Genomic DNA, 24,480 nt, shown 5'->3' with positions numbered 1-24,480 from the left:
AACCAGCCGAGTGGGCAGCCGCTTCCTGTCCGCTCCGGTAGGGACCCCTACACAACCTCTCAAGTCAGAGCGGCCGCCCAGTCTCTTTCTCTGTCTGCTCGCAAGTGGGGCCTCAAGCCGCGCGCGAGCGCCGCCTGCTCCGCCTGCTCCGCCTGCTCCAAGTAGCGGAACACTGCAAGCTACCCGTCCCCGCCTCATTCGGCGTTTGGTGCTAGTCATGCAGCTTCTCCAGGAATTCGGAAAAGCTGTTCGCGATGGGGTAGATGTCCATCTCAACGGTGACAAGGACGATTGTGGGTTGCGCAGGTGTGTTTCGATAGTCAAAGCATATGTGCTGGCCGCCAGGAGTGTCGGCGAATGGGAATATCCCCGTGGGGACATGCGGCTTGAGCGCTTCGAATGCTCCCCTCGCGGAATACACCTGCCATTTCTCATCTTCATGGATCGTCAAGAGCGTATTGAAAACATCGGTGCCTTGGTCCACATCAAAGACGGGGAGCTCTGGAGTCATACCTTGATGAGTGGAGACGATTCTTTTGTACTCGTCGGGAAACCACACCCCCCATTCGCGCTCGAGGGCGTTGATCTCATCTGGAGTGGTGGGGTGGGGTTCTTGCCAGAGATGACCCATCCATCGAACAGCCATTGTCATTGACCTCCTCCTCAGGTCGTCACTGTTCCAGTATGCGGCAGAGAGGCGATTCTCTTCCGGCAGGCTTGCCGCCAGGAGGGAGCCCGCCACTTGTCCGTGCCACGTGGGGACAGCCTATCCACTGTAGAGACCATTCATGAACAGCGTGAAATTGTCCGCGACGGGGCGGATGGACATTTCCGCCGTCACCAGGACAACCCTGGGCTGCCCTGGTGAGTCTCTGTCGTCGAAGCACAAGTACTCACCGCCGGGAGTGAGACCGAAGGGAAGGATCCCCGCTGGAACATGTGGCTCCAGTACACGATGCGCCTTGTTGATGGAGTACGCTTCCTTTTCTCTGTCATCACTGACGATCAACAAGACACTGAACGCGTCGTTGCCTGTGCCAACATCGAAAGCGCAAGGCGCTGGCCCCATCCCCTGATATGCGGAGACAAGTTCCCTGTAAAGCTCAGGTAGCTTGACCTTCCACTGTTGCTCGAGCCGGTCGAGAACCCATGAGTCCACCGGATGGGGTTCGGTCCACAAGTAGGTTTCCCATTGGAGCTTCATGGCTACCTAGTCATGCAGCTTCTCCAGGAACTCGGAGAAGCTGTTCGCTATGGGGTAGATGTCCATCTCGACGGTGACGAGGACGATTCTGGGCTGGCTCGGAGCGTCCCTGTAATCGAAGCATACGTATTCGCCGCTGCCGGTCAGGGCGAATGGATAAGCGCCGGGCGGAGTGCGGGTCTTCAGGAGATTGTGTGCGTCTCGTAAGGAGTAGACGCGGCTCGATTCATCCTCGCTGATGGTCAAGAAGGTGCATATGGAAGAATCGCCTCTACCAATGTTGATGATGTGCGGATTGGGAGTCATTCCTTGATGAATGGAGGCGATACTCCTGTATTCATCGGGAAGCGACACGCCCCACTGTCGTTCAAGTACTTCGAACTCTCCTGGTGCTACCGGATGCGGTGCGTCCCAGACGTAGGGTTCCCAGGAAATCTTCATGGTGAATAGGCTCCACCCCATATGGCCATCCCACCTGTATTCGGGGTGGCAAGTCGATGTTCCTCGCGTAGAACCAACTGCATCCTTCCGACGTCTTGGTGGTGGTGCCAGGTATAGCGGTTCGGAGGGAGGTCCGATTTCAAGAGCTTGGATACATCCGACTGGCTCAATCCGAGCTCCTTCGCCAGGTCGGGGTCCCGCTCAATTGCCCGGTACAGATTCGTATTGGCTGCGCGTTGATGTGCCGAGGACTTGCCGCTGCCGATGTGGATGTCATCCAGGATGGTCTCGAATTTGGAGTTGAACTCGGGGAATCCATCTTTGTCGAAGCGAATCGTGTGCTTGCCATTCGTGATGGTTTGGCCGGCCCGGTTACGGCCCTGGTTCGTGATGGGCGTGGGCGGATTCCTCGTGCCCTGGTAGGGCAGGATCTTCCCATCCTCGGTGAACCTTGGTTTGCGCCAGGACTCGATGGTCGGCAGGCGGTGCTTGCTCGGCGCGTCTCCGCCTCCATCCGTGCCCTGGGAGGCCATGGCGAGGGCGCCCGGAGCCAGTGTGAGGGTGAGGCTGCCCTGGCCCACCAGCACCTGCCGCACTTGCCCTACCGCCGCCAGCTCCAGGCCCATCTGCGTCCTGGCCATGAGGGACGCCTGTGCGTAGCCCGGCAGCCCCGGCCCTCTCATGAGCAGGTTCGTCGTCGAGCCGAGGGCCGCTGTCGCCAGCATCACCAGCAGGCGACCCACCTGCGCGCCCATCACCCGGCCGAAGCGCTCACCGGCCTCGCGTACCTCGGCGAAGGTTCGCGCCTGCTGGGTCTCCAACTCCAACTGCCTCCAGCCCTGCAGCAGGCTCCACGCCGTGTCCACGCCCAGCCAGGCCACCATGAAGCAGCCGAAGGAGACGGCGGCCGCCTGGGTCACCGGATTGGGAAACGCCAGCATGACGAGGTAGCCGGCCAGCGCGGACATCACCATGGACTGCAACGCCACCGGGTCCACCATGCCGGCCCAGACATCCACCGAGCCCTCCCAAACAGAACCCAGCGCAATGGTCAGCGCCAGGGTACGCCGTGCCTCGGCCCCCAGGGAGAGCGCGTTGCCCAGCAGTGACAGGCAATCGCCCGGAGTGCCTCGGCGCTCGCACCAGAACCGATAGCCCCGCGTCACGGCGTCCTCCCGTGCTGGCTGGGCGCATGAGGTGAGCGCCAGCCGATGGCGGGAAGGGGAGGGGAACTCCCATCCGGCCACCAGCCGGGCCATGGCCGCGTCGAACTGCGCCGCAGTCACCTCCACGGGCCTCACGCGCGCAGGGACGAAGCTCCGCGGAGGGCCTTCCTCCGTCTCCAGGCGGACCTCGACGCGGCCGTGAGGCGCTCGCGTGGCGCCGGTGATGGACTCGGCCACCCGCGTCCCATCCGTTGCGCAGGCGGCCAGCAGCAGGGTCGCCACCCACAGGCGTCCCGCCACCTGGCTCGTTCCAAGGATGCTCCTGCGATGGGTGTCTGGCATGGCACGCCCCCGAGCAGGCCGCCGTCCTGCGCAAGCGGTGGAAGCCCTCCAGGTAGGCTCGCCTGCTCCGCCGGGCGTGACGAGATTATGCATGCGGATCATCGCCGTCATGCAGTCGGGCCATGAAGTCATTGAAGCTGTCCGCTACGGGGTAGATGAACATCTCCACAGTGACCAGGGTGATCTTGGGTTGCTCCGATGATTCTCTGTAATCGAAGCACAAGTACTCACCACCAGGGGTGCTGGCGAATGGGTAGATGCCACGGGGGACATGGGGCTTCACTGCCTCGTACGCACGCATGACGGAGTATGTGCGCCACTGGGTGTCTTCGATGATCGTCAGGAGCACATTGACGACATTGGTGCCTCTGCCCACGTTGAAGACAGCGGGATGGGGAGTCATTCCCTGATACTGAACGGCCAATTCCTTGTAGGCCGTGGGAAAGGCAATGCCCAACCGATGCTCGAGTTGCTCGAGCTCTCTAGAGGTCGCTGGGTGGGCTTCGTCCCAAAGATAAGGTATCCATCTCAGTGTCGTCACGGGTGTCCTCCGCCCCAGATTGCCATGCCTCCCGTGTGTGGGCGCGAGAGGATATGTGCTTCTTCTTGTACGAGTTGCATCCTGCAGACATCTTGATGATGGTGCCAGATGTATCCTCTTGGAGCTCTGTCCAGAGTCAAGAGTTGCTCGATGCTTGTTCTGCTCAGTCCGAGTTCCTTGGCCAGGCCAGGCTCCGACTTGATTGCATCGAAGAGCCTTCGGTTGGCTGCTCTCATGTGCTGTTCGGAACGCCCACTGCCAATGTGGATATCATCCAGAATGGTTTCGAATTTCGTATCGAACTCGGCAAATCCATCCTTGTCGAATCGGACGTTGTTCTTGCCATCCGTGATGGTTTGGCCGGCCCGGTTACGGCCCAGGTTCGTGATGGGCTTGGGCGGGTTCCTCCTCCCCTTGTAGGGCAGGATCTTCCCATCCTCGGTGAACCTTGGTTTGCGCCAGGACTCGATGGTCGGCAGGCGGTGCTTGCTCGGCAAGCCTCCGACGTCCACCGAGCCTTCCCAGACAGAACCCAGCGCAATGGTCAGCGCCAGGGTACGCCGTGCCGCGGCGTCCTCCCGTGCTGGCTGGGCGCATGAGGTGAGCGCCAGCCGATGGCGGGAAGGGGAGGGGAACTCCAATCCGGCCACCAGCCGGGCCATGGCCGCGTCGAACTGCGCTGGAGTCACCTCCACGGGCCTCACGCGCGGAGGGACGAAGCTCCGAGGCGGGCCCTCCTCCGTCTCCAAGCGGACCTGGACGCGGCCGTGAGGCGCTCGCGTGGCACCTGGCACCGGCTCGGCCACCCGCGTCCCATCCGTTGCGCAGGCGGCCAGCAGCAGGGTCGCCACCCACAGGCGTCCCGCCACCTGGCTCGTTCCGAACAGCTCCTGGAGAAGGGTGTCACGCATCCGTGACCTGGACCCTATGCCAGGGTCTCTTTCGAGACCGCAAGCGAGGTCACGGTCCGCGAACAGGGTCCTACTTGACCTGATGACGACCGGTGAAGTAACAACTCGTCCGTGGAAGTTGATTCTGATTCGCAAAATCGCTCTTGAGTCTCGAGGAGGCGCCGTGGCGGAGGCAGCCATGCAGCGGTGGGAGAGAACGGAGGTCCCGAGTGAGAGCCGTGTCCCGGCCAGCACGGGAGCGCCCGCACACCCCCTGTTCAGCGCCGTCCTCCAGCCGCGCGCCGAGGGCGCGAGCCGCGGGCGTTTCGGAAAGGCCGCCTTCGTGGCCCTCGCCGTCCACGGGGCCGCGCTGCTCCTGCTCTCGGTGGGGGCTTCCTCGCGGGTGGTGGCGCCCGGGTCCACCGGCGGGGCAGGGGGCTCCCGGGAGATCGCCTTGAGCTTCATGGTGGCGCGCGCTCCGGCGGCCCCGGCTCCCACCCCGTCCCCGCCGCACGCGAGCAGGCCCGCTCCCGTGCGCCGGCACGTGTCCAGGCCGGCGCGGGTCCTCACCCCGAGGCTCCCCGCCGTTGAACAGCCCGCTGCGCGCCCGCCGCCCGCGGAGCCCACGGTGGAGGCCACCGAGGAGGCTCCGGCGGACGTCGCGGAGGGCCCCCCCGCCGAGGCCGCTCCGGGCGCCGAGGCCGGCGGTGGAGGCATCGGGGCGGTGGCGGGCTCCCCGGGCGGAGGCGTCGGGGGCGCGGGCGCGCTCATGCCACCGCCGCCGCCTCCTCCTCCGTCCCTCACTCGCGAGCAGCGCCAGTCGCTGACGAGCAGCTACCTCCAGGAGCTCCTCAGGAGCCGCATCGCCGCCCGCTTTCAGTACCCGCCGCAGGCCGAGGAGCTGGGGCTGGAGGGCGTCGTGACGCTGCGGGTGTCCATCGGCCACGGGGGCCAGCTGCTGGGCATGCGCGTGCACGGCCCCTGTCCACACCCCATGCTGTGCGACGCCGCGCTGCGCACCGTGCGCGAGTCCCTTCCCTTTCCACCGCCTCCCGCCGAGCTCGGCCAGAGCATCGCCGTGGATGTCCCCTTCCAATACCGCCTGGAGTGAGTCCACTCCCGGCCCTCGCCCCGCACCGCGTCCTTCCCCATGAGCATGCTTCTTCCCTCCAGGTCTTCCTCTCCCTCGAAAATGAAATTGATGCGCATTCTCAGTTTCACGATTCCGTGCCATGGCAGGGGGGCCCGTGTCCCGGTGCTGCTGGCGGTGTGCGCGCTCTCGTCGCTGGCGAGGGCGGAGGACGGGGGGCCCCAGGCGGGCACGCAGCCCGTGCCCCTGTCCGAGGCCGCGCGCCCTCCCGAGCCTTCTGCCGGGCTCCCTCCCGAAGCTTCTCCCGAGTCTCCTCCCGCCGCCGCCGCGGAGCCGGTGGAGGCCACGCCCACCGCGGAGGGCGCGGACGGAGCGCTCCAGGTGGCGCCGTTGACGGCGACGGGGACGTGGCTGGGTCCGCCCTCGGAGCGGACGGTGCGCACGTACGCCGGTGCGCGGACGGTGCTGGACGAGCAGGCCCTGTCCAACTCGGGCGCACGCACCCTGGACGACGCGCTGCGCGTGGTGCCGGGCGTGCGCGTGCAGGACGAGAGCGGTACGGGCCTGCTGCCCAACATCGGCATGCGCGGCCTGTCCCCGGCGCGCAGCGAGCAGGTGCTGGTGTTGATGGATGGGATTCCCGTCAGCCCCGCGCCCTACGGCCAGACGGGCCTGTCGCTCTTCCCGGTGACGCTGCAGACGCTGGAGGCGGTGGACGTGGCGCGCGGCGGCATCGCCACCCACTACGGGCCCAACAACGTGGGCGGCGTCATCAACCTCGTCACGAAGTCCATTCCCAGGGAGCTGCTCGTCGCCGGGCGCATGGGCGTGGCGCTGGGGCCCGAGGGCCTGGCGCTGGGGGATGCCTACGCACGGGCCGGCGGGTTCCTCTCCGAGCGGCTCGGCCTGCAGCTCCAGGCCAATGCCCTGCTGGGTGACTCCTTCCGCGCCCACTCCCATACGCGCGCGGTGAACCTCCTCGGTGACGCGGAGTGGCGCCCCTCGGAGGTGCTGACGCTCAAGGCGAAGCTCCAGTACTACCAGGCGGGCTCGGATCTGCCGGGTGCGCTCACGCCGGAGGCCTACGAGCAGGACGTGACGCGCTCGCAGCGTCCCCTGGATCGCTTCGACGGCAACGCCCTCCGGGGCTCGGTGTCGCTCACGCGCAAGCTCGGCGCCGGCGCGCTCGGCGTGACGGTGTTCGGCCACCAGGCCCACCGCGGGTTCTCCTTCGCCACGCCGCTCGATGCCGGGGGCACTCCCACGAAGCTGTCCTCCTCGCCGCGCGACTACGGGGTGTGGGGCGCCGAGGTGCGCCAGGTGCTGCCCTTCGAGGCGCTGGTGCCGCACGAGGTGACGTGGGGGCTGCGCTACATCGGCGAGCGGGTGGACTACCTCGTGGACAGCCGGGACCTGGCCACGGACGTGCTCACCGTGACGCGCGACTGGTTCTTCCGCACGCACGCCTTCGCCGGGTACGTGAGTGACACGCTCTCGCTGCTGGATGGCCAGCTGAAGGTGACGCCCGGCCTGCGCTTCGAGTACCTGGCGCTGCGCCATGACGACCGCCTCAAGGGCGTGCGCAACCACAACGCCACGCAGGACGTGCTGCCCGGACTGAGCATCGGCTACCAGGTGGTGAAGCCCCTGTTCCTGTTCGGCAACTACCACCGCTCGTTCCGGCCGGTGCAGTTCACGCAGATCACCTTCGGCAACGAGCTGGTGTCGGAGAAGGCGGACAACCTCGAGCTGGGCGCGCGCGTCTTCCCGCTGCGGTGGCTGGACGTGGGCTTGACGTGGTTCGACATGCGCTTCCAGAACAAGCTGGAGTTCATCGACGCGGCGACGGGCTTCCGCAACCTGGGCGACGCGCGGCACCAGGGCCTGGAGACGTCGCTGGGCTTCCACCCCTTCCGGGCGCTCGACGTGCGGCTGGCCTACACGTACCTGGATGCCACGCAGCGCTCGGGAGCGTTCGCCGGCAACCGGCTGCCGTATGCCTCGCGGCACGAGGGGACGTTCCGCGTGGCGTACCGCCGGGGAACGCTCACGGGCAACGTGAATGGCTCCTGCCGCACGGACGCCTTCTCCGACGCGGAGAACACCGTGGAGGAGAACGCCAGCGGCTCCAAGGGCCTGGTGCCCGGCGGCTGCATCGCCAACGTCCACGTCTCCGAGTCGTTCCGCGTGGAGCAGACGCAATTCCGGGTAGGGCTCGGGGTGAACAACGTCCTGGATGCCCGCCTCTTCACCCGCAACGTCGATTACAGCCTCGGGCGCGTGCCGTCACCGGGGCGCTCGGTGCTCGTCACGCTCGACTTCGAGCGCTGAAAGGAAGGCCCCCCATGAAACCCATCGTCATCCTGGCCCACGTCCCCAGTGAGCCCGTCACCCGGGGCTTCGTCCCCGCGGCCCGCCGGCTGGGCTTCCCCGTCGTGCTGCTCACGGATCGCCTCGAGGAGCAGCAGGAGACGTTCTCCCGGGTGCCCGCCGCCGAGGCGCCCGGCTCCATCCTCGCCTGTGACGTGTTCAACCCGCTGTCGGTGCTGGAGGCCACGCTGCGCCTGGGCGGGCGGCCGGCGGCGCTCTTCTCCAACAGCGATCACCTGCAGACGAGCACCGCGCTGGCGGCCTCCTACCACGGGCTGCCGGGCAAGGACTGGACCGCGGCGCTGCGCGCGAAGAACAAGGCGGAGATGCGGCGGTGGTTGGCCGAGCGGGGCGTGGAGCGCGTGTGGCACGCGGCCGTCGCGGACGAGCAGGGGCTGAGGGAGCTGGAGGGGCCGGTGCCGCTGCCGTGCGTCGTGAAGCCCGCGGAGGGGGTGGCGAGCGAGCAGGTGCAGCTGGCGCGCACCCACGAGGAGGTGGCCGCGTCCTGCCGCGACATCTGGCGCGTGCGGCCGGGCCAGCGGGTGGTGCTGGAGGAGTACCTGGAGGGGCCGCTCGTCACGCTGGAGACGCTGGGAGACGGGGAGCGGCTGCAGGTGCTCGGCGGCTTCCGGACGCACCTGTCACCGCCGCCGTACTTCATCGAGAAGGAGGCGTGGTGGGGGACGGGGCTGACGGCGCGGCAGGAGGAGGAGATGGTGGCGGTGCTGCGCGCCGCGGGCGTGGGCTTCGGCGCGTGCCACACCGAGTTCGTCCTCACCGCGTCGGGCCCGCGCGTCATTGAAATCAACTACCGCACCATCGGCGACTCCCGGGAGTTCCTGCTCGACGAGGCGCTCGGCCTCCGGCTGTTCGAGCAGGTGCTGCGGCTGCACCTGGGCGCGCCGCTGGAGCCGGGGAGGCCGCCCGAGGTGGCCGCGGGCATCCGCTACTTCTGCGCGGAGCGCCCGGGGGTGCTCACGCGCGTGCCGGCGGCCTTCCGGCGGGTGGAGGACGGACTCACGCTGATGTTCACCCCCACGCGCACCGAGGGCGCTCAGGTGCGGCTGACGAACTCGAACCGGGACTACCTGGGCGTGCTGCGCGGCTTCGGCGGCACGCAGGCGGCGCTCGAGCGGGCCTTCGCTCGCGCCGGCGAGGAGCTGCGATGGGAGCTGAAGTGATGGAGGCGCGCCGCTACCTCTTCCAGCGGACGCTCGACACGCTCCTGCGCGAGGACGTGGGCGGGTGCGTCTCGCGGGCACGGTTCTCGCCCCTGCCTCCGCGCGGGGCTCCGGTCTCTGGAAGCGCAGCGGCCCGGGAGGGGTGGCTCGTGGTGGAGACGGGAGGCGAGGGGGAGCGGGTGTGGCTGCCCGCCCTTCCCACCGGGCACATGCAGGACTGGCGCTTCGATGCCAGCCGCCCGGTGGTGGCGGAGCGGGGCGGGACGTTCCTCTTCGTGGAGGACCCCGCGGAGCTGGTGCGCTGGCTGCTGCCGCCGGAGACGCCGGAGGAGGAGACGTGCCTGCGGGAGTTCTCGCTCGAGTACCGCACCGCGCTGGAGCACCGGTTGCGCTGCGAGGCCGAGCGGGAGCGGCTCTTCGCCACGGCAGGAGGTTCCCCACCGGCGCGCTGGTGGGAGCAGCTGCTGCACCACGACAGGCTGGCGTCCTTCCTCGATCATCCCTACTACCCCACCGCGAGGGCCAAGGTGGGTTTCGGCCTGGGGGACCTGGAGCGCTTCGCTCCCGAGTTCCAGCCCGTCTTCCTGTTGCGGTGGATGGCGCTGCCCCGGGCGCTGCTGCCGGTGCGGGGCCAGACGCGGCCCGCCTGGTGGCCGCGCTTCGAGGACGTGGGGCTGCCGGTGGCGCTCGAGGACTCGCACACGCTGCTGCCCGTTCACCCGCACACCTGGGAGACGCTCTGGGATGAGCCGGCGCTCGCGGAGCTCCTCCCGGTGGCGGTGCGGGCGCCGAAGCCCTTCGTGGAGGTGACGCCGACGCTCTCGGTGCGCACGGTGGTGGTGCTCGCGGAGCCCCACTGGCACCTGAAGCTCCCGCTGCGCATCCGGACGCTGGGCATGCGCAACCTGCGCACCATGAAGCCGAGCACCCTCGCCGACGGCCACACCGTGCAGTCGATGCTGGGCCAGTTGCTCGAGGAAGAGCCCGGGCCGCGGGGAAGGGTGCTGCTCACGAACGAGGAGTACGGGGGCGCCGTCGAGGGCCAGCCGCTGCTCGGCTTCCTGGCGCGGCGCTACCCCGAGGCGCTCACGGACGAGACGATCGTGAGCGTCGCGGGGCTCGCCGCCAGCGGTGCGGATGGCCGCGGGGTGATGCGGGCGCTGGCGGACGGCTTCTTCGCGGGGGACGTCCGGCGGCTCTTCGAGGAGTACGTGGCGCTCACGTTGGACCTGCACCTGCGGCTGTGGGTGCGCTACGGCATCGCGCTCGAGTCCAACCAGCAGAACAGCATGCTGGTGCTGTCGCGGCGCGAGCCCCACCTCCGGCTGTTGCTCAAGGACAACGACGCGCCCCGCATCTGGCCGGAGCGGCTGGGCCGCCATGCCCGCTTCGCCTCCGTGCCCGGGCAGCTGAAGGACCGGCGCATCCTCTGCGAGGACGAGGACGCGCTCGCGCGCATGTTCCTCACCATCACCCTCCAGCTCAACCTCTCGGCGCCCCTGGAGGCCATGGCCGCGCGGGGGGAGCTCGGCCGCGACGAGGCCTACGCGCTCGTGCGCTCCCGGACGGAGCAGGTGCTCGGCGCGCTGGAGCGCGAGGGCGAGGACGTGTCGGCCGCGCGCCGCTGGCTGCTGGAGACGGAGCGGCACCCGGTGAAGTACCTGCTCACCGCGGCCACGCTCCGCCCGAAGTCACTGACGGGCGCGGCGGACATCAACAAGTTCTACGGGCTGACGGGCCCCAACCCGCTCCGCCAGGCACGGCCATGAGCTCCGCGCGCAACCGGAAGGTGGCCGCCGTGATGGCCGCCCACTTCGTCGCGGCCTTCGCGGCGCTCGGAGTGCCTCCGTATTTCGGGAAGATGGTGTCGGTGTCGCTCGGGGAGCAGCGGACCTGGCTCCCCGGTCTGCTCTACGTCCTTCCCACCGTGCTCACCGCGGTGAGCAGCCCCTTCTGGGGGCGCATGGCGGACCGGCTCGGCGCCCGGCCCATGCTGCTGCGGGCGCAGCTCGGCCTGGCGCTGGCCTTCCTGCTGGCCGGGTACGCCTCGTCCACCCCGCTGTTCGCCGCCTCGCTGGTGCTGCAGGGGCTGGTGGGCGGGACGTTCGGTGCCTCCAATGCCTTCCTGGCCACGTTCCTCCAGGGCCGGGCGCTGCGCGACAGCCTCACGCTCATGCAGGGCTCGGCTCGCGCCGCGCTGGTGGTGGCGCCCATCGCCGTCGGCTTCCTCCTGCCCGCGGGAGATCCACTCCGCGTCTACCAGCTCCTCTTCTGGCTGCCGCTGGCCGCGGTGCTCATCACCCTCGGGGTGAAGGCCCAGGACAAGGAGCCCGCCCCGGGCGAGGCCGCGCCCCGGGTGGAGGCCGCCGGGGAGCGTCCCGCGTTCACCGCGGGCGAGGTGTTCGCGCTCCAGTTCCTGTTCACCTTCGCGACGGTGGTGACGTTCCCGTACTTCCTGCCGCATGCCGAGCAGGTGCCGGGGGCGGGGGCTCGCGGCGTGGCCGGAGTGCTGTTCGCCCTGCCACACCTCGTCTACCTGCTGGGCGCCGCGCCCCTGAGCCGGCGCGTCCGGGAGCGGCCCCTGGCCCTCTTCGCGGGAGCGCTGGGCGTGCTGGCCGTGTCCCTGGTGGCCCAGGCGGGAGCCACGGGGCTCGTCGCCCTGGTGGTGGCCCGGCTCCTGATGGGGCTGGCCATGACGATCTGCTTCATCTCCCTGCACGGCCTCGTGGCGGACGTGGTGCGCGAGGGCAGCGCCGGCAAGGCCTTTGGTTGGTTCGAGGCGAGCTCCAAGTGGGGTGGGGTGGCCGCCGGGTGCGCCGCGGGCGGGGTGAGTGCCGTCTGGGGCCTGGCCTCTCCGTTCCTGCTGGGCGCGGTGGGCGCCGCGGGGGCCGCTGTCTACGTGGTGCATCGGATGTCCCGGACGGCGCCCGCCGGCCAGGTGCGTCCGGCCCGATGAAATCGAAAGAAGGAAGGAAGCGCTCATGTTGAACACGCAGGTGGAGCCGCTCCCGCGCCGCGAGGAGTGGTCGGGCATGGCCGGGCGCCGTGCCCAGGAAGTGCTGCTGTCGTGCTATTGCCGGGAGATCGCCTCGCCGCAGGGGGCGGTGCGCCTGCGTCCGCGCTCGGTGCTCTCGTATGGGCCGCGCGGCGACGCGGGCGGGTACCTGTTGGAGGTGGATCTCCCCCACACGAAGGCCCGCGTCGTCGTCGCCGTGGAGGCGCCCTCGGCCACGGGCAACTACGTGTACTGCTCGCCGGTCTGGTACCAGCTGCACCACCGTGGGTGGGAGGTGGCGGACTGGCGGAGCCTGTCGCAACTGCTGCTGCGCGAGCTGGAGGAGCGTTTCGGCACCGGGCCCCAGCAGGAGCTGGCCCACCAGGTGGCGGACAGCGTGGCGGTGATGACGGCCATCCTCGCGCGGCGCGCCGGCGGCCGTGACAGCGCGGGGCCCTACGTCGAGTCCGAGCAGGGGCTCGTCTTCGGACACTCGTTCCACCCCGCGCCGAAGAGCCGCCTGGGCTTCTCCGCCGAGGACGTGCGGCGCTTCTCCCCCGAGACGCGGACGCGCTACCCGCTCCACTTCTTCGCCGTGCGGCCCGAGTCCGTCATCCAGGCCTCGGTGATGGAGCGCGAGGCCACGGACATCTTCCGCGAGGATCTCGGTTCCGCCGCGGAGGCCCTCGGCGGGGACTTCCTGCCCATTCCCGTCCACCCGTGGCAGGCGGGGCACCTGCTGTCCCATCCGCTGGTGAAGCGGGCGCTCCAGGAGGACCGGCTGCGCTACCTGGGGCCGCTGGGGCCGGAGTTCTTCCCCACCTCCTCGCTGCGGACGATGTACGCGCCGCAGCTGCCCTTCTTCTACAAGTGCTCGCTGCACGTGCGCGTCACCAACTGCCTGCGCAAGAACGCGGTGTACGAGCTGGAGGGCTCGCTCTTCGCCACCCGTGCCCTGCGCGTGCTGGAGAAGGACCTGGCCACCCACTTCCCCTGGCTGCGGATGCTGGAGGAGCCGGCCTTCGCCACGGTGGGGCTCGACGGGGAGGGCGAGGCGGCGCGGAGGGACCTGGAGGAGCGGTTCGCCGTCATCCTCCGCGAGTCCCTGCCGCGCACGGTGGATGACCGGACGCGGGTGGCGCGCGTGGCGGCCTCGCTCTTCGGCACGGACGGGTTCACGCGCGGCCGGCTGATGGCGGTGGTGGCGGAGTCCGCGCCGCACCTGGGCTACGAGCGAGCGGTGGAGGGCTGGTTCCACGGCTACGCGGAGCGGCTGCTGCCGCCGGTGCTCTACGCCTTCTTCCACCACGGCATCGTCCACGAGGCCCACCTGCAGAACACGCTGCTGGTGACGGAGCGGGGCGCGCCCGAGGGGTTGCTGCTGCGGGATCTGGAGGGCCTCAAGGTGGTGCCGGAGCGCTTCGCCGCGCTCGCGCTGGACACGTTGACGCCCGAGGCCCGCCGCGCCATCTCCTACGGGGACGAGCAGGGCTGGAAGCGCATCGCCTACTGCCTCTTCGTCAACAACCTCTCGGAGACGGTGGCGGCGCTCGCCGGGGGCTCCGAGCGGCTCGAGCGCCGGCTGTGGGACCGGGTCCGTCAGGTGCTCACCGGCTACGAGCGGCGCTTCGGGACGGAGGAGTCCGCGCGCCGGATCGGCCCGCTGCTGGCGGGAGCGCCGTTCCCGGGCAAGGCGAACCTCACCGTGCGCTTCCTCAAGAAGGCCGATCGCGAGGCGGGCTACGTGCTGGTGCCCAATCCGCTCGGCCGGGTGCCGGAGGTGCCGTCGTGGAACTGAGGTGGCCGGTGGTGGAGGCGGCGGTGCGGCGCGCGCGGGCGGAGGAGGACGGCCCGCTGTGTGCCTACCTCTATGATCTCCCCGCGCTCGCGGCGCATGCGCGGGCCCTGAAGCGGAGCCTGCCCCCTCCATTCGGGTTCTTCTACGCCGCCAAGGCCAACGCGGAGGCGCCCATCCTCCAGACGCTGGCCGGGGTGGTGGATGGCTTCGAGGCCTCGTCCCAGGGCGAGCTGGAGTGGCTGCGCTCCCAGTTCGCCTCCAAGCCGCTCATCCTGAGCGGGCCAGGGAAGACGGACGCGGAGCTGGCCGCGGCGTGCCGGCTCGGGGTGGAGCTGCTCCACGTGGAGAGCCTGGGCGAGCTGCGGCGGCTGGCGCTCATCGCCACTCAGCTCGGGCGCCGGGTGCCGCTCCTGCTGCGGTTGAACTTCCCGCTCGGGCCGGGGTTCGAGACGTCGCTGGTCATGGGCGGCCGGCCCACCCAGTTCGGAGTGGAATGGGAGCAGCTCCCGGCGGTGATGGACTTCCTGGCGGGCCAGGAGGCGCTCGAGGTGAAGGGCCTGCACTTCCACCTGCTCTCGCACCAGCTGGACGCGGGCAGGCACCTGGGGTTGCTGGAGGACTACCTGCGGCGCTTCACGGAGCTGCGCGCGAGGTACCGGGCGGACTGGAGCCATCTGAACGTCGGGGGCGGCATCGGCATCAACTACCGGGAGCCCGGGTCCCAGTTCGAGCTGGCCCGCTTCTCGGAGGGGCTGCACGGGCTGGCGGGACGCTTCGTGGCGGAGGGCGTGTCCGTGCGCTTCGAGCTCGGCCGGTACGTCACGGCCGCGTGCGGGTACTACGCCGCCGAGGTGCTCGACATCAAACGCTGCTTCGGCGAGACGTTCGTGGTGTGCCGGGGAGGCACGCACCACTTCCGCACGCCGCAGGCGCAGGGGCACAGCCATCCCTTCCGGGTGGTGCCCATCGAGGAGTGGCGCTACCCCTTCGCCCGGCCCCGGGTGGAGGGCGAGCGCATCAACGTGGTGGGACAGCTGTGCACCCCGAAGGACGTGCTCGCCAAGGACGCGCCGGTGGAGCGGGTGCGCGTGGGGGACGTGCTGCTCTTCTCCCACGCCGGAGCGTACGCCTGGAACATCTCGCACCGGCACTTCCTCATGCACCCACCGCCCCGGGAGCTCTTCCTGCGCGAGGGAGGGGAGGCATGCTGACGGAGAACCGCCTCAAGGCGGCCATCGCCCAGGGGCGGCTCGCCCTGGGGTTGATCGGCTCGGTGCCCTCTCCGCTGCTCGTGGAGATGCTGGGGTACGCCGGGTATGACTTCGTCATCCTGGACCAGGAGCACGTGGGGGTGAACCCCGAGACGCTGGAGAACATGCTCCGCGCCGCCGAGTGCAGCGGGCTGACGGCGCTGGTCCGGGTGCCCTCCGCGGCGCCGGACGGCATCCTGCGCGCGCTCGACGCGGGAGCGCAGGGCGTGGTGGTTCCCCGGGTGAGGAGCCGGGAGGAGGCGGAGGCCGCCGTCCGCGCGGCCCGCTACCATCCCGGCGGGAGCCGGGGTATCAGCGGTGGGCGCACGACGGGCTTCGGCAGGATTCCCCTCGCCGAGTACCTGGAGCGGGCGAACCGCGAGGTGATGGTGGTGGCGATGATCGAGGACCGCGAGGCCGTGGAGGCCATCGACTCCATCGTCTCGGTGCCGGGGTTGGATCTCATCCTGGAGGGCGCCATCGATCTCTCCCAGTCCTACGGGGTGCCGGCGCGGTTCGATCACCCGGAGGTGCAGCAGGCCATCCGGCGCATCGCCGAGGCGTGCCGCCGCCACCGTGTGCCGTTCTGCGCGATTCCCCGCCTGCCCGGCCAGGCCGAGGCGTGGAGCCGCGAGGGCGCCGCGGCGCTGCTGCTCGGAGATGACCGGGGCGTGGCGTTCCGGGCGCTCAAGGCGCACGTGGCCACCGTGAGGGAGGAGCTCTCCGGCAAGCAGGGCGGTGCGGCCACGTCATGAGGTTGCGCCGCTTCCTCTTCCAGGTGCACCTGTACGCGGGCCTCCTGGTGGGGGCCCTGCTGGCGGTGACGGGCCTCACGGGCTCGGCGCTCGTCTTTGGCGAGGAGCTGGACCGGCAACTCCAGCCCGAGGTGTGGGGCGTGGTGCCCGGAGGCGAGCGGGTGCCCGTCTCGCGGGTGCTGGAGTCCGTGGCGGCGAGCCAGGCTGGAGCCTCGCCGCTGTACCTTCGCATGCCGCAGCGGCCGGACGCTCCGGTGGTGGCGTGGATGGACGCTCACGGCTCCCGCAGGGTGTACGTGGATCCGTACTCGGGCGCGGTGCTGGGCGTGCGGTCCACGGGAGACAGCCTGGTGGCCACGCTGCGGGAGTTGCACGTGTCGCTGCTGTCGGGCGGAGCCGGGGAGGCCGTGGTGGGCGCCAGCGGTTGCGTGCTCATCGTGCTGGGCCTCAGCGGGCTGGTGCTGTGGTGGCCCGGCCGCCGCAAGCTGGCCCTGGGCTTCACGTTGCGCCGGCCCCTGCTGTGGCGCCGGGCGAACTACGATCTGCACAAGCTCGGCGGCATCTTCTCGCTCGTCTTCCTGCTGCTCTCCGCGCTCACGGGGGTGTCCCTCGTCTTTCCCGCGCCCTTCGAGCAGACGCTGCGGTGGGCCACCCGCGCCCCCGCGCGGAGCGCGCCGCCCGTGCCCGGTCCCGCCACGGGCGCGCCACTCCCCATCGACGTGCTGCTGGCCGCGGCCGAGCGGGCCCTCCCGGGGGCTCGTATCACCCGCGTGGATCTGCCCGCCTCGCCCACGGCTCCCCTGCGGGTGCGCGAGCGCCTCCCGGAGGAGCCGCATCCCCTGGGAATGAGCCTCGTCTACGTGGATCGCCACACGGGCGCGGTGTTGCGCGCGGACAACGCCCTGGAGGCCCCGCTGGCCTCGAGGCTGCTCGCGCTGCGCTACCCGCTGCACATCGGCGCGTGGGGAGGCCTGGCCACGCGGTGCCTCGCGGTGCTCACGGGACTCTTCCCGGCGGGCCTCTTCCTCACCGGCTTCTTCCTCTGGCTCAGCGGGCGCAACCCGCGGCGCTGAGAGGAAGACAACCCCCCGAGTGGCCCTGGTCACCGGGGCCGCGCAGGGCATGGGTGTGGCCGTCGCACGGGAGGAGGGACTGTCCGCGTGGGCCGAGGTGCTGCGTGAGCGATGGCACGAGCAGCCTGGCGCTCGGCCTGGGCCTGGCGAGCATTGGAGGCACGCTGGCGGAGCTGCAGTGGGGCAACGTTCAGCGGCGTACAGGCCCTGACGACGGACAGCCCCTATCGTCGGCGAAGCCCGCGCAGCAGGCGAAGGCGGCTCCTTGGGGCGCTACCATGCGCCCATGGCGCCATCCACGAGGAGCAGCATGAACCGGGAGCGACTCCTGCTCCCTCTGGTCGCGAGCCTCGTCTTCGCGGCCTCATGTGTTACCTCGCGGCCTCTTCCCTCGGAGCTGGGGCCGCGGGTACAGGTGCCGGACGCGTCTCAAAGGACGGAGCCCGCAGGAGGACCCTCGTGGCCGGAGTCTCCACCCGTGCGCATCCGCACGCTGCCCGAGGGCCAACTGCGGCTGACGTTTCCGCCTCCCGTTCTCCACCCTGACCTGGCGCGACTGGGAGTGGAGGAGGTGCGCCCGCTTCTCTCGGCCTTCGATTCTCTCCGCCCACGGAGTCCTCTTCCGCTTCGTCTGCTGGAGATGCCAGGGGCGGTCCACTCGAACCGGAGTTCCGCCGCATCGTGGGAGTCGAGGCTGCGCGAGGACTTCTTCTCCCTCTACGGTCCGCCGCTCCTCCCTGTGCCGGAGTCACTGGAAACGAGCCGGTTGCTGCTCGCCCTCCAACTCTCCACGCGCTACATGGATGACGGCATCCGCGAGGCCGCCCGGGAGCTGTTCACCGCTCCTGCCTTCCTCGTGAGTGTCTCGCTCGCCATCACGGTGTACTTCGCCGCCTGGCTGGCGCCCGAGCCTTTCTTCTCCAAGGGACTGGCCGCGGCGCTCACGGTACGTCTGGCCCTGCTGGTGGGACTGGTGGAACTGGGCCGGGTGGCCCATGCGTGCCTCCGTCTGTACCAGGAGGCCGAGGCCGCCACCTCGCCCCAGGAACTGGAGGCTGCGTCCGAGCGTTTCGGTAGGGCTCTGGGCGGCGCGGGCCTCCGGGTGCTGGTCGTCGTTGCCAGCATGGGGATGCCCCAGGTGCTGCCCAAGGTTCCAGAGGGCGGCCTCTGGACCCTGCTGAGCCCCCTTCGTCATGCACCTGCGGGCGGGCAGGCGTTGGAGTCGATTGCCACGGCTCACGTGGTGGCGGATGGCTCCTTGATCGCCACCGGGGTGGCCGCGGGAACTTCCGCCACGTCTCTTTGTGGCGAGCTCGCCACCTGCATGATGACGGATGGGGAAGGTAGCGCCTCGGGGGGCGGCCCGAAACTCTCCACACGATATGGCAAGCCTCACACACGAAAGAACCCAGCGCACAACGAGGCCATTGAGGAGGAACTGGCCAGGCGCGAGGCGGCTGGACATACCGGTCTGAAGAAGAACGAGGCACAGGTCAATGCCCAGAACCTGCGCGTCAACAACCCGAACAGACAGGCCAAGCCCCGCTTTCGTAAGCCAGACGTATCATCCCTACGCCCTGACGGCATCCGGCACAATACCAACTATGTCTCGAATCAAAAGGACTTGCGGCGTGAGCTGGAGGCGTTCAATGCCATGGTCCAGGCCGACCCGAAGGCGATTCACGAGCTGTATCTGCTCGATGGCACCCTGGTGCGGCGGCACGTGCCTACAGGTGTCAGCTTCCCATGACGAGGTGTTTGAGAGATGGCTCGTGTAACGGACATGGAGCAGTTGAAGGACGAGTTGGTGGATGCTCACTCCTGGGGAGAAGAGGAGAGGGCTCGCGCTCTGGTGTCGAGGCTTGGCGAGCACCCCCGGAAGGCGAGGGCATTGCTGGAAGCCATGCTGCAAGACCCGGATGCCCAGGTCAGACAGGCTGCTGCCTTTGGCCTGGGCGAACTCGGGGGCGCCTCCAGTGTCAAGCTTTTGGAGCAGCAGCTTGCCTTGGAAGAGGCGCGGGGAGATTTCGATGGGGCGTCTGTCGCGGAAGACATCACCCTGGCCCTGGGACGTATCGAGGAACATGGCGCACGGACCAGTCTGACTCGAAGATTGGAGCGGCTCGTCGAGCATGAGTCAGACACCTCGGAGGTGAACACGGTGGCATACGCTCTCTGGCGGAGGCGCCATCCGGATTTGCTTCCCATCGTCCAGCGGAGCTTGGAGCAGCTTGCGTTGCCATTACCGAATTGCTTGCATGGCTTGCTCATGCTCCTGGAGAAATCTCCCGAGGAGTTGTCCATCTGGGCCAATGATGCCTCGGTGTCCGTGGATCACAAGACGGGGGTTCTCGCGCTGCTCGAGGAAGAACTGCCGGACACACTGGTCTCCACCTTGCGTTCGTTCATTGCAGTCGCCGATGCCCTGCCCGAGACCACCCTGGGCCAGCATGAGTCGGCCGTGTATTACTGTGATCGCCTGTTCTCCGTCCTGTTGGAGCACATGGATCGGATCCTGCCCAAGCTTCCCACTGGGGTCCGCTCCGAACTGCGTGACGTGGCGCGGAAGGTGATCGTGGCCACTTCACCCAGCAGTTCTCTCAGAGCCGCGAGCCTGCTCCAGTTCATCGGCCAGCCCGGGGATGCGGCGTTCCTCGAGGCCCACCGTCCGGCGGAGCCGATCCTGGCCGAGGTCTTCGATAGAGCCGCGAAGGGGCTGCGTGGCCTCCAGAAGAATCAGTAGAGGTTCACCGCGTCGAAGGGGCGGTTGAGCTTGCTGCGTGCGCGGGGTAGGGCCTTGCGCACGGCCTCGGCGTCACCGCGCGAGAGCGCCTGCGCCAGGGGCTCCGTCTCCGCCGGTGTCGTGGTGCTCGCCTGGGCGCAGCGCAGTGCCTCCGTCCAGTCCCCGCTGCCCTCGGCCAGCGCCTGTCCCGCCAGGCTCTGCGCCACCCGCAGCGGATCCCCGATGACCCGCGCCTGCTCCGCCGCCCTCGCGAACCACTGCGCCGCCGTGGCCGCCTCCGTGTCCAGCAGGTGCAGCCCCAGGTCCCCGGCGATCACCTGCTGATGCAACGGGTCTCCCAACTCCCCGGCGCACGTGAAGGCCTCGGTGTAGCTGGCCACGGCCGCCTCTCGCTCCCCGTTGGCCATCTGCAGCGCCGCCAGCCGGTAGCGGTGGTGCTTGGCGAAGTTCGCGCCCCAGTTCGCGCTGATCTTCTCGAACCGCCTCCAGATGGCGATCGACTCCGCGAAGTTCCTCGCCGTCTCCTGCAGGTAGCTGGCGTTGGAGATGAGGTTGATCTTCAGGTGCGTGGCGCTCGCGTCGTGCAGGTCTCCCACGCAGCGCATGGCCAGCTTCTCCTGCTCCTGCGCCTGGGGCAGCTTCTTCTCCAGGAAGTACGTGAGCGCGTACACGTTGCGCAGCCACGCCTCGTGCAGCTTGCGCAGCGGCGTGTCCAGCCCCGCCATCAGCGCGAGCCCCGCCTCCACCTCGGCCCGGGCATCCGGCAGCTGCGCCAGCCGCTTGGTGCGCGTGAGGGCCCGGAACATCCGCATGTGCGCCAGCCGCTCCGGCGGCGCCTCGCACTCCAGCGCCCGGCCGAAGGCCTCCAGCGCCTCGTCGTGCTGGCCGGTGAAGACGTGCACCACGCCGATGCCGCGCTCGAAGAGCACGCGCAGCTCCTCCGCGTCCCCCAGGCTGCTCTTGTCGATCTCGATGGCCGGCGTGGAGAAGCCCGTGTCCAGTGCGTCCCAGCCCTCGGCCACGCGCGAGGGCGAGAGCCCCGTCCCCGCCGCGTCGAGCAGCGCCAGGCCGCGCTCGGCGGCCAGCATCGCGCCCTCGTAGTTCGTGGTGAAGAAGCAGCTGCGGAGGGCGAGCACGGCCGCGGCGATGCGGTGCTCCAGCGGCGCGTCGTCGTCCACCACGGCGCTCAGGTAGCGGCCCTCCAGGTCCACCGCCGGCTCGAGTGCCCGGCCCGACACGGGGCCCACTCCGCCCCCCGGCGGCGTGGTGCGCATGCGCTCGCACAGCGAGCCGAGGAAGTCCCTCCGCCGCTGCTCGAAGGAGGCGGCGGAGTGCGGCCGGCGCGTGTTCCACCCGGTGAGCAGGATGCGGCCCTCCAGCTGCTCCAACCGGCCCCACTCGGCCGCCCTCATCACCGCGCGCAGGCTCACCAGATCGCACTCGCCCGCGCCGTGGATGACCAGCGGCCTTCCGCTCACCCGCAGCGTCTCCACGATGGCGCGCGCCGCCAGGTTGAGCACCCAGAACATCTGCTCGGACTCGCGGTGGAGCCGGCGCTCGGACGGGGTGAGCGCCAGGTCGGTCAAATCCGGCGCGCCCTGGATGGAGCCGGGGAAGAGCCGGTTCCACTCGGCCGGACGCTGGCGGGCCAGGGGACGCACGGCCTCGGGCGCCGCGTCCTCACAGGCCCGGAGGATCTTCCTCAGCCCGCCGAACGCCACGGGCAGCGCCACTCCGGCGTCCACTTCGATGGCCCTGCCTGGCACCACGCCAGGCGAGCCACCCTCCACCAACACCGCGATCGCGCTTCGCTGACTCACAGCCACCTCGGGGGGGTAGGGACCGTGCAGGGGCAACAGCCCTTTGCAGCCCTATTGTCCCAATTTTCTTGGATTACGGCAATCGGTCAAACCCCCCCGGGGTGATACAGTGTGCGCGTCCATGAGCACTTCGGCTCCGGGAGAGTCCCCGGTCCTGTCCTTCCGGCACATGTTGTCGGACGCCGTCGCGTCGTTCCTCCATCAGACGGGGTTGAGCCCCACGGACGTGGGAGACCCCCTCAGCGAGCTGATCGTCACGCTCTCGCGCTACCGCGAGGAGGGCGAGCCGCTCTTTCCCGTGGCGTTCCTCGGGGACGACCTGGACGGGATGCTGCGGGTGCTGAACGGCCGGGAGCCGGTGGCCATCGGCAAGGGGCCTCGCACGCGGGAGACGATCCAACGCGCGCTCAAGCAGTGCGCGCCGCTGGGCCAGGGGCGGTGGTGGTCGCTCTACCTGCTGCTGGTACCGGAGGGCTTCGCCTACGGGGTGTTCCGCACGGATCCCTTCCCCCTGGTGGAGACGCCGCTGGAGCGCATGCGCCGCGCGGGAGAGCGCTCCCTGCGCATGGTGGGCGTGCTGCAACTGGCGGAGAACATCATCGAGCTGAGGGCCATGGGCGGCCTCTACCGGCACGTCTTCCTGTCGGGTGCGCGGGTGGAGGCGACGCTGCCCACGGTGGCGATGGATCAGCTGGCGCTGGGGCTGACGGCGGACGTGCCCGAGCCGGCGCGCGGCTACACGCGGGACTTCTACCGGCGCGTCCTCTTCGAGGCGATGCAGGCCTCGCACGGCACGCTGGTGGCGGTGTTGCCCAGGAAGAGCGAGGGCTCGCCGTTGTTCGTGGACGGGGTGCTGCTGGACGAGCCCATCGACATGGTGGCGCGGGTGATGCGCTACCACGAGACGCAGGAGGTGGAGGCGGCCTCCGCGGTGAGCTCGGCGGCGCAGCTGCTGCGCGGGATGATGGCCACGGATGGCATCACCGTGCTGCGCTCGGACGGCTTCATCCTCGGCTACAACGTCTTCATCCGGCACCCCGAGTCGCTCAGCCGCCAGCCCGCGCGCGTGGGCGGCGCGCGGCGGCGCACCTACGAGGTGCTATGCGCCTGGGTGGGACGGGAGTTGACCACCGCCTTCTTCCGCTCGCAGGACGGCGCCATCGCCTGCTGCCGGGACTGAGCCCACCGGCGGCTTCCAGCCCGGCCCGCGGAACACCAGTCCCAGCCGCACCCGCGGCGGGTTGGGGCGCAGTACGTCGCGCAGGATGGCGGCGTACTCGTGGAAGGCGATGCGCAGCGGGTTGTACGTGTGGATGTTCTTGGTGAGGCCGTACACGGGGCGCTCGTCCTCGGCCTGGAAGGTGCCGAAGAGCCGATCCCAGATGATGAGGATGCCCGCGTAGTTGCGATCCAGGTAGCGCGGGTTGGCGCCGTGGTGCACGCGGTGGTGCGAGGGCGTGTTGAGCACCCACTCCAGTGGCCCCATGCGGCCGATGGCCTCGGTGTGGATCCAGAACTGGTAGAGCAGGCTGAGGGCATGGGCCAGCAGCACCATGGCCGGGTGGAAGCCGAGCAGCGGCAGCGGCGCCCAGAAGAGCAGGCCCGACATGGGCGTCCACGTCTGCCGCAGGGCCGTGGAGAGGTTGTAGTGCTCGCTGGAGTGGTGCACCACGTGCGAGGCCCAGAAGAGCCGGGACTCGTGATGGACGCGGTGGAACCAGTAGTAGCAGAGGTCCTCGGCGAAGAAGAGCAGCACCCAGGCGAGCACCCCCTCCCCCATCCTCAGCGGCGAGAGCTCGTAGAGCACGGAGTAGAAGGCGTACTCCACGCCCTTCCACCCCATGTAGATGAGGGAGTAGACGGTGCCCATGGTGAGGCTGGCCGCCGCGTCCTTGACGGTGTAGCCCACGTAGCCCTCCTGGCGGTGCCGGGCGAGCCAGAGGAGCTCCACGGCCATGAGGAGGATGAACGCCGGGGTGGCGAGCTGGGTGGGATCCAGGGAATGGAGATCGGCCATGGTGCGGCTCCCTAGGGTGGGGGTGGAGAGGAGAACGCGCTGCGGGCGAGCTGGACGAGCAGGGCGAGCATCCGCCGGTGATCCGGATTGGCGGGGAGGGCGACTCCGCCGACGGCGGCGCCCTGCACGGCGTTGAGGATGAGCTCGATGATGGCGTCGAAGCCGGGGTGGGTGGCGGCGACGCCGGGGAAGAGCTCGCGGGCGACGCGGTGGAGGTGGCGCCGGTGGGGCGGATCCACGGTGCTCAGCGCGGAGGCGAGCTCGGAGTCGGTGCGGGCGGCGACGTACAGCTCGATGGCGGCGAGGAGCTCGGGGCGCTGGTAGATGGACCAGAGGCGCTGGATTGCCTGGGCGACGCGGTCTCCGGGAGAGGAGGGGGCGGCGTCGAGGGTGGAGCGGTACTCGTCGATGATGCGCGGGAAGAGGTGCTCGACGGCGGCGCCGAGCAGGGCGGCCTTGGTGGGGAAGTGCTTGAAGAGGGCCCCGTGGGAGATGCCGGCGCGCTGGGCCACGGCGAGCGTGGTGGTGCGGGCGTAGCCCAGCTCCACGAGACACTCGACGGTGGCCTCGAGCAGCTTGAGGCGGGTGGTGTCCCGCCGCTCCTGCTGGGTACGCCGGACGCGGGGCGCCGCCTCCAGACCCGGGGACGAATCAGACATACCGGCAGTGTAGCGCCCGGGGATTCAAAAAGAAAGTGAGTGCTCACTCTCTAAGTTGGTCAGAGGAGAAAAGCCCCCGTGCTTCCAGGGAGGAGAGCGAGCCCCCCACCCCTCGCCCTCCGGGAGAGGGACGGGGTGAGGGTGT

21 protein-coding genes are annotated in these 24,480 nt (G+C 69.5%); 12 read left to right on the top strand and 9 right to left on the bottom strand.

Annotation, left to right across the window (positions count from 1 at the left end; genetic code table 11):
* Nucleotides 1-211 precede the first annotated feature (211 nt).
* The 6 genes from VFZ09_RS08870 to VFZ09_RS08845 all read right to left on the bottom strand — a co-directional run bounded on the left by VFZ09_RS08870 (nt 212) and on the right by VFZ09_RS08845 (nt 4,383).
* A complete protein-coding gene (locus VFZ09_RS08870) occupies nt 212-652 on the bottom strand; it encodes an SMI1/KNR4 family protein (protein WP_329727069.1) in 441 nt (146 codons plus the stop codon).
* 114 nt (nt 653-766) lie between these two features.
* Complete coding sequence (locus VFZ09_RS08865) at nt 767-1,204, bottom strand: SMI1/KNR4 family protein (protein WP_329727068.1); 438 nt, start codon at nt 1,202-1,204, stop codon at nt 767-769.
* Nucleotides 1,205-1,210: 6 nt separating this feature from the next.
* Nucleotides 1,211-1,645, bottom strand: coding sequence for an SMI1/KNR4 family protein (locus tag VFZ09_RS08860; RefSeq protein ID WP_329727067.1), 435 nt, complete (start codon nt 1,643-1,645; stop codon nt 1,211-1,213).
* On the bottom strand, nt 1,642-3,153 hold the full coding sequence (locus tag VFZ09_RS08855) for an HNH endonuclease (protein WP_329727066.1): 1,512 nt from the start codon (nt 3,151-3,153) through the stop codon (nt 1,642-1,644). The genes VFZ09_RS08860 and VFZ09_RS08855 overlap by 4 nt, the downstream gene beginning before the upstream one ends.
* A gap of 85 nt (nt 3,154-3,238) precedes the next feature.
* On the bottom strand, nt 3,239-3,694 hold the full coding sequence (locus tag VFZ09_RS08850; protein WP_329727065.1) for an SMI1/KNR4 family protein: 456 nt from the start codon (nt 3,692-3,694) through the stop codon (nt 3,239-3,241).
* Complete coding sequence (locus tag VFZ09_RS08845; protein WP_329727064.1) at nt 3,691-4,383, bottom strand: HNH endonuclease; 693 nt, start codon at nt 4,381-4,383, stop codon at nt 3,691-3,693. The genes VFZ09_RS08850 and VFZ09_RS08845 overlap by 4 nt, the downstream gene beginning before the upstream one ends.
* 385 nt (nt 4,384-4,768) lie before the next feature.
* Between VFZ09_RS08845 and VFZ09_RS08840 the strand changes: the two genes are divergently transcribed.
* The 11 genes from VFZ09_RS08840 to VFZ09_RS08790 all read left to right on the top strand — a co-directional run bounded on the left by VFZ09_RS08840 (nt 4,769) and on the right by VFZ09_RS08790 (nt 19,839).
* Nucleotides 4,769-5,695 carry an energy transducer TonB gene (locus tag VFZ09_RS08840; protein WP_329727063.1) on the top strand — a complete coding sequence of 309 codons (927 nt, stop codon included), beginning with the start codon at nt 4,769-4,771 and terminating at the stop codon, nt 5,693-5,695.
* Nucleotides 5,696-5,785: 90 nt separating this feature from the next.
* On the top strand, nt 5,786-8,005 hold the full coding sequence (locus tag VFZ09_RS08835; protein WP_329727062.1) for a TonB-dependent receptor family protein: 2,220 nt from the start codon (nt 5,786-5,788) through the stop codon (nt 8,003-8,005).
* Between the two features lie 14 nt (nt 8,006-8,019).
* Nucleotides 8,020-9,225 (top strand): ATP-grasp domain-containing protein, encoded by a 1,206-nt coding sequence (locus tag VFZ09_RS08830; RefSeq protein ID WP_329727061.1) that lies wholly within the window; start codon nt 8,020-8,022, stop codon nt 9,223-9,225.
* Complete coding sequence (locus VFZ09_RS08825; protein ID WP_329727060.1) at nt 9,210-10,994, top strand: IucA/IucC family protein; 1,785 nt, start codon at nt 9,210-9,212, stop codon at nt 10,992-10,994. Before VFZ09_RS08830 ends, VFZ09_RS08825 begins: the two co-directional genes overlap by 16 nt.
* A complete protein-coding gene (locus VFZ09_RS08820; protein WP_329727059.1) occupies nt 10,991-12,181 on the top strand; it encodes an MFS transporter in 1,191 nt (396 codons plus the stop codon). Before VFZ09_RS08825 ends, VFZ09_RS08820 begins: the two co-directional genes overlap by 4 nt.
* Nucleotides 12,182-12,206: 25 nt before the next feature.
* A complete protein-coding gene (locus VFZ09_RS08815; RefSeq protein WP_329727058.1) occupies nt 12,207-14,018 on the top strand; it encodes an IucA/IucC family protein in 1,812 nt (603 codons plus the stop codon).
* Entirely contained in the window at nt 14,009-15,229 is a 1,221-nt protein-coding gene (locus tag VFZ09_RS08810; RefSeq protein WP_329727057.1) for a type III PLP-dependent enzyme, read from the top strand. Before VFZ09_RS08815 ends, VFZ09_RS08810 begins: the two co-directional genes overlap by 10 nt.
* On the top strand, nt 15,223-16,023 hold the full coding sequence (locus VFZ09_RS08805; RefSeq protein ID WP_329727056.1) for an HpcH/HpaI aldolase family protein: 801 nt from the start codon (nt 15,223-15,225) through the stop codon (nt 16,021-16,023). The genes VFZ09_RS08810 and VFZ09_RS08805 overlap by 7 nt, the downstream gene beginning before the upstream one ends.
* Nucleotides 16,020-17,096 carry a PepSY-associated TM helix domain-containing protein gene (locus VFZ09_RS08800; RefSeq protein WP_329727055.1) on the top strand — a complete coding sequence of 359 codons (1,077 nt, stop codon included), beginning with the start codon at nt 16,020-16,022 and terminating at the stop codon, nt 17,094-17,096. Before VFZ09_RS08805 ends, VFZ09_RS08800 begins: the two co-directional genes overlap by 4 nt.
* Nucleotides 17,097-17,574: 478 nt before the next feature.
* The gene (locus VFZ09_RS08795) at nt 17,575-18,846 is read left to right on the top strand and encodes a hypothetical protein (RefSeq protein WP_329727054.1); all 1,272 of its coding nucleotides are present in this window, start codon (nt 17,575-17,577) and stop codon (nt 18,844-18,846) included.
* A gap of 33 nt (nt 18,847-18,879) precedes the next feature.
* The gene (locus tag VFZ09_RS08790; protein WP_329727053.1) at nt 18,880-19,839 is read left to right on the top strand and encodes a HEAT repeat domain-containing protein; all 960 of its coding nucleotides are present in this window, start codon (nt 18,880-18,882) and stop codon (nt 19,837-19,839) included.
* On the opposite strand, the gene VFZ09_RS08785 is transcribed toward VFZ09_RS08790, so the two are convergent.
* On the bottom strand, nt 19,833-21,659 hold the full coding sequence (locus tag VFZ09_RS08785) for a hypothetical protein (protein WP_329727052.1): 1,827 nt from the start codon (nt 21,657-21,659) through the stop codon (nt 19,833-19,835). The two genes, VFZ09_RS08790 and VFZ09_RS08785, sit on opposite strands and share 7 nt — an antisense overlap.
* Before the next feature lie 121 nt (nt 21,660-21,780).
* Here VFZ09_RS08785 and VFZ09_RS08780 point away from each other — a divergent pair, with 121 nt between their 5' ends.
* Nucleotides 21,781-22,839, top strand: a complete 1,059-nt coding sequence (locus tag VFZ09_RS08780; RefSeq protein ID WP_329727051.1) for a hypothetical protein — start codon at nt 21,781-21,783, stop codon at nt 22,837-22,839.
* Here the strand turns inward: VFZ09_RS08780 and VFZ09_RS08775 are convergent.
* Together VFZ09_RS08775 and VFZ09_RS08770 are read right to left on the bottom strand one after the other, a co-directional pair.
* The gene (locus VFZ09_RS08775) at nt 22,759-23,676 is read right to left on the bottom strand and encodes a sterol desaturase family protein (RefSeq protein WP_329727050.1); all 918 of its coding nucleotides are present in this window, start codon (nt 23,674-23,676) and stop codon (nt 22,759-22,761) included. The two genes, VFZ09_RS08780 and VFZ09_RS08775, sit on opposite strands and share 81 nt — an antisense overlap.
* An 11-nt stretch (nt 23,677-23,687) precedes the next feature.
* The gene (locus tag VFZ09_RS08770; RefSeq protein ID WP_329727049.1) at nt 23,688-24,335 is read right to left on the bottom strand and encodes a TetR/AcrR family transcriptional regulator; all 648 of its coding nucleotides are present in this window, start codon (nt 24,333-24,335) and stop codon (nt 23,688-23,690) included.
* Nucleotides 24,336-24,480: the final 145 nt, after the last annotated feature.

Source organism: Archangium sp., assembly GCF_036277355.1.
GTDB lineage: Bacteria > Myxococcota > Myxococcia > Myxococcales > Myxococcaceae > Archangium.
The sequence above is the reverse complement of the archived record's forward strand: the minus strand, read 5'-3'. Positions and strand labels throughout refer to the sequence as shown.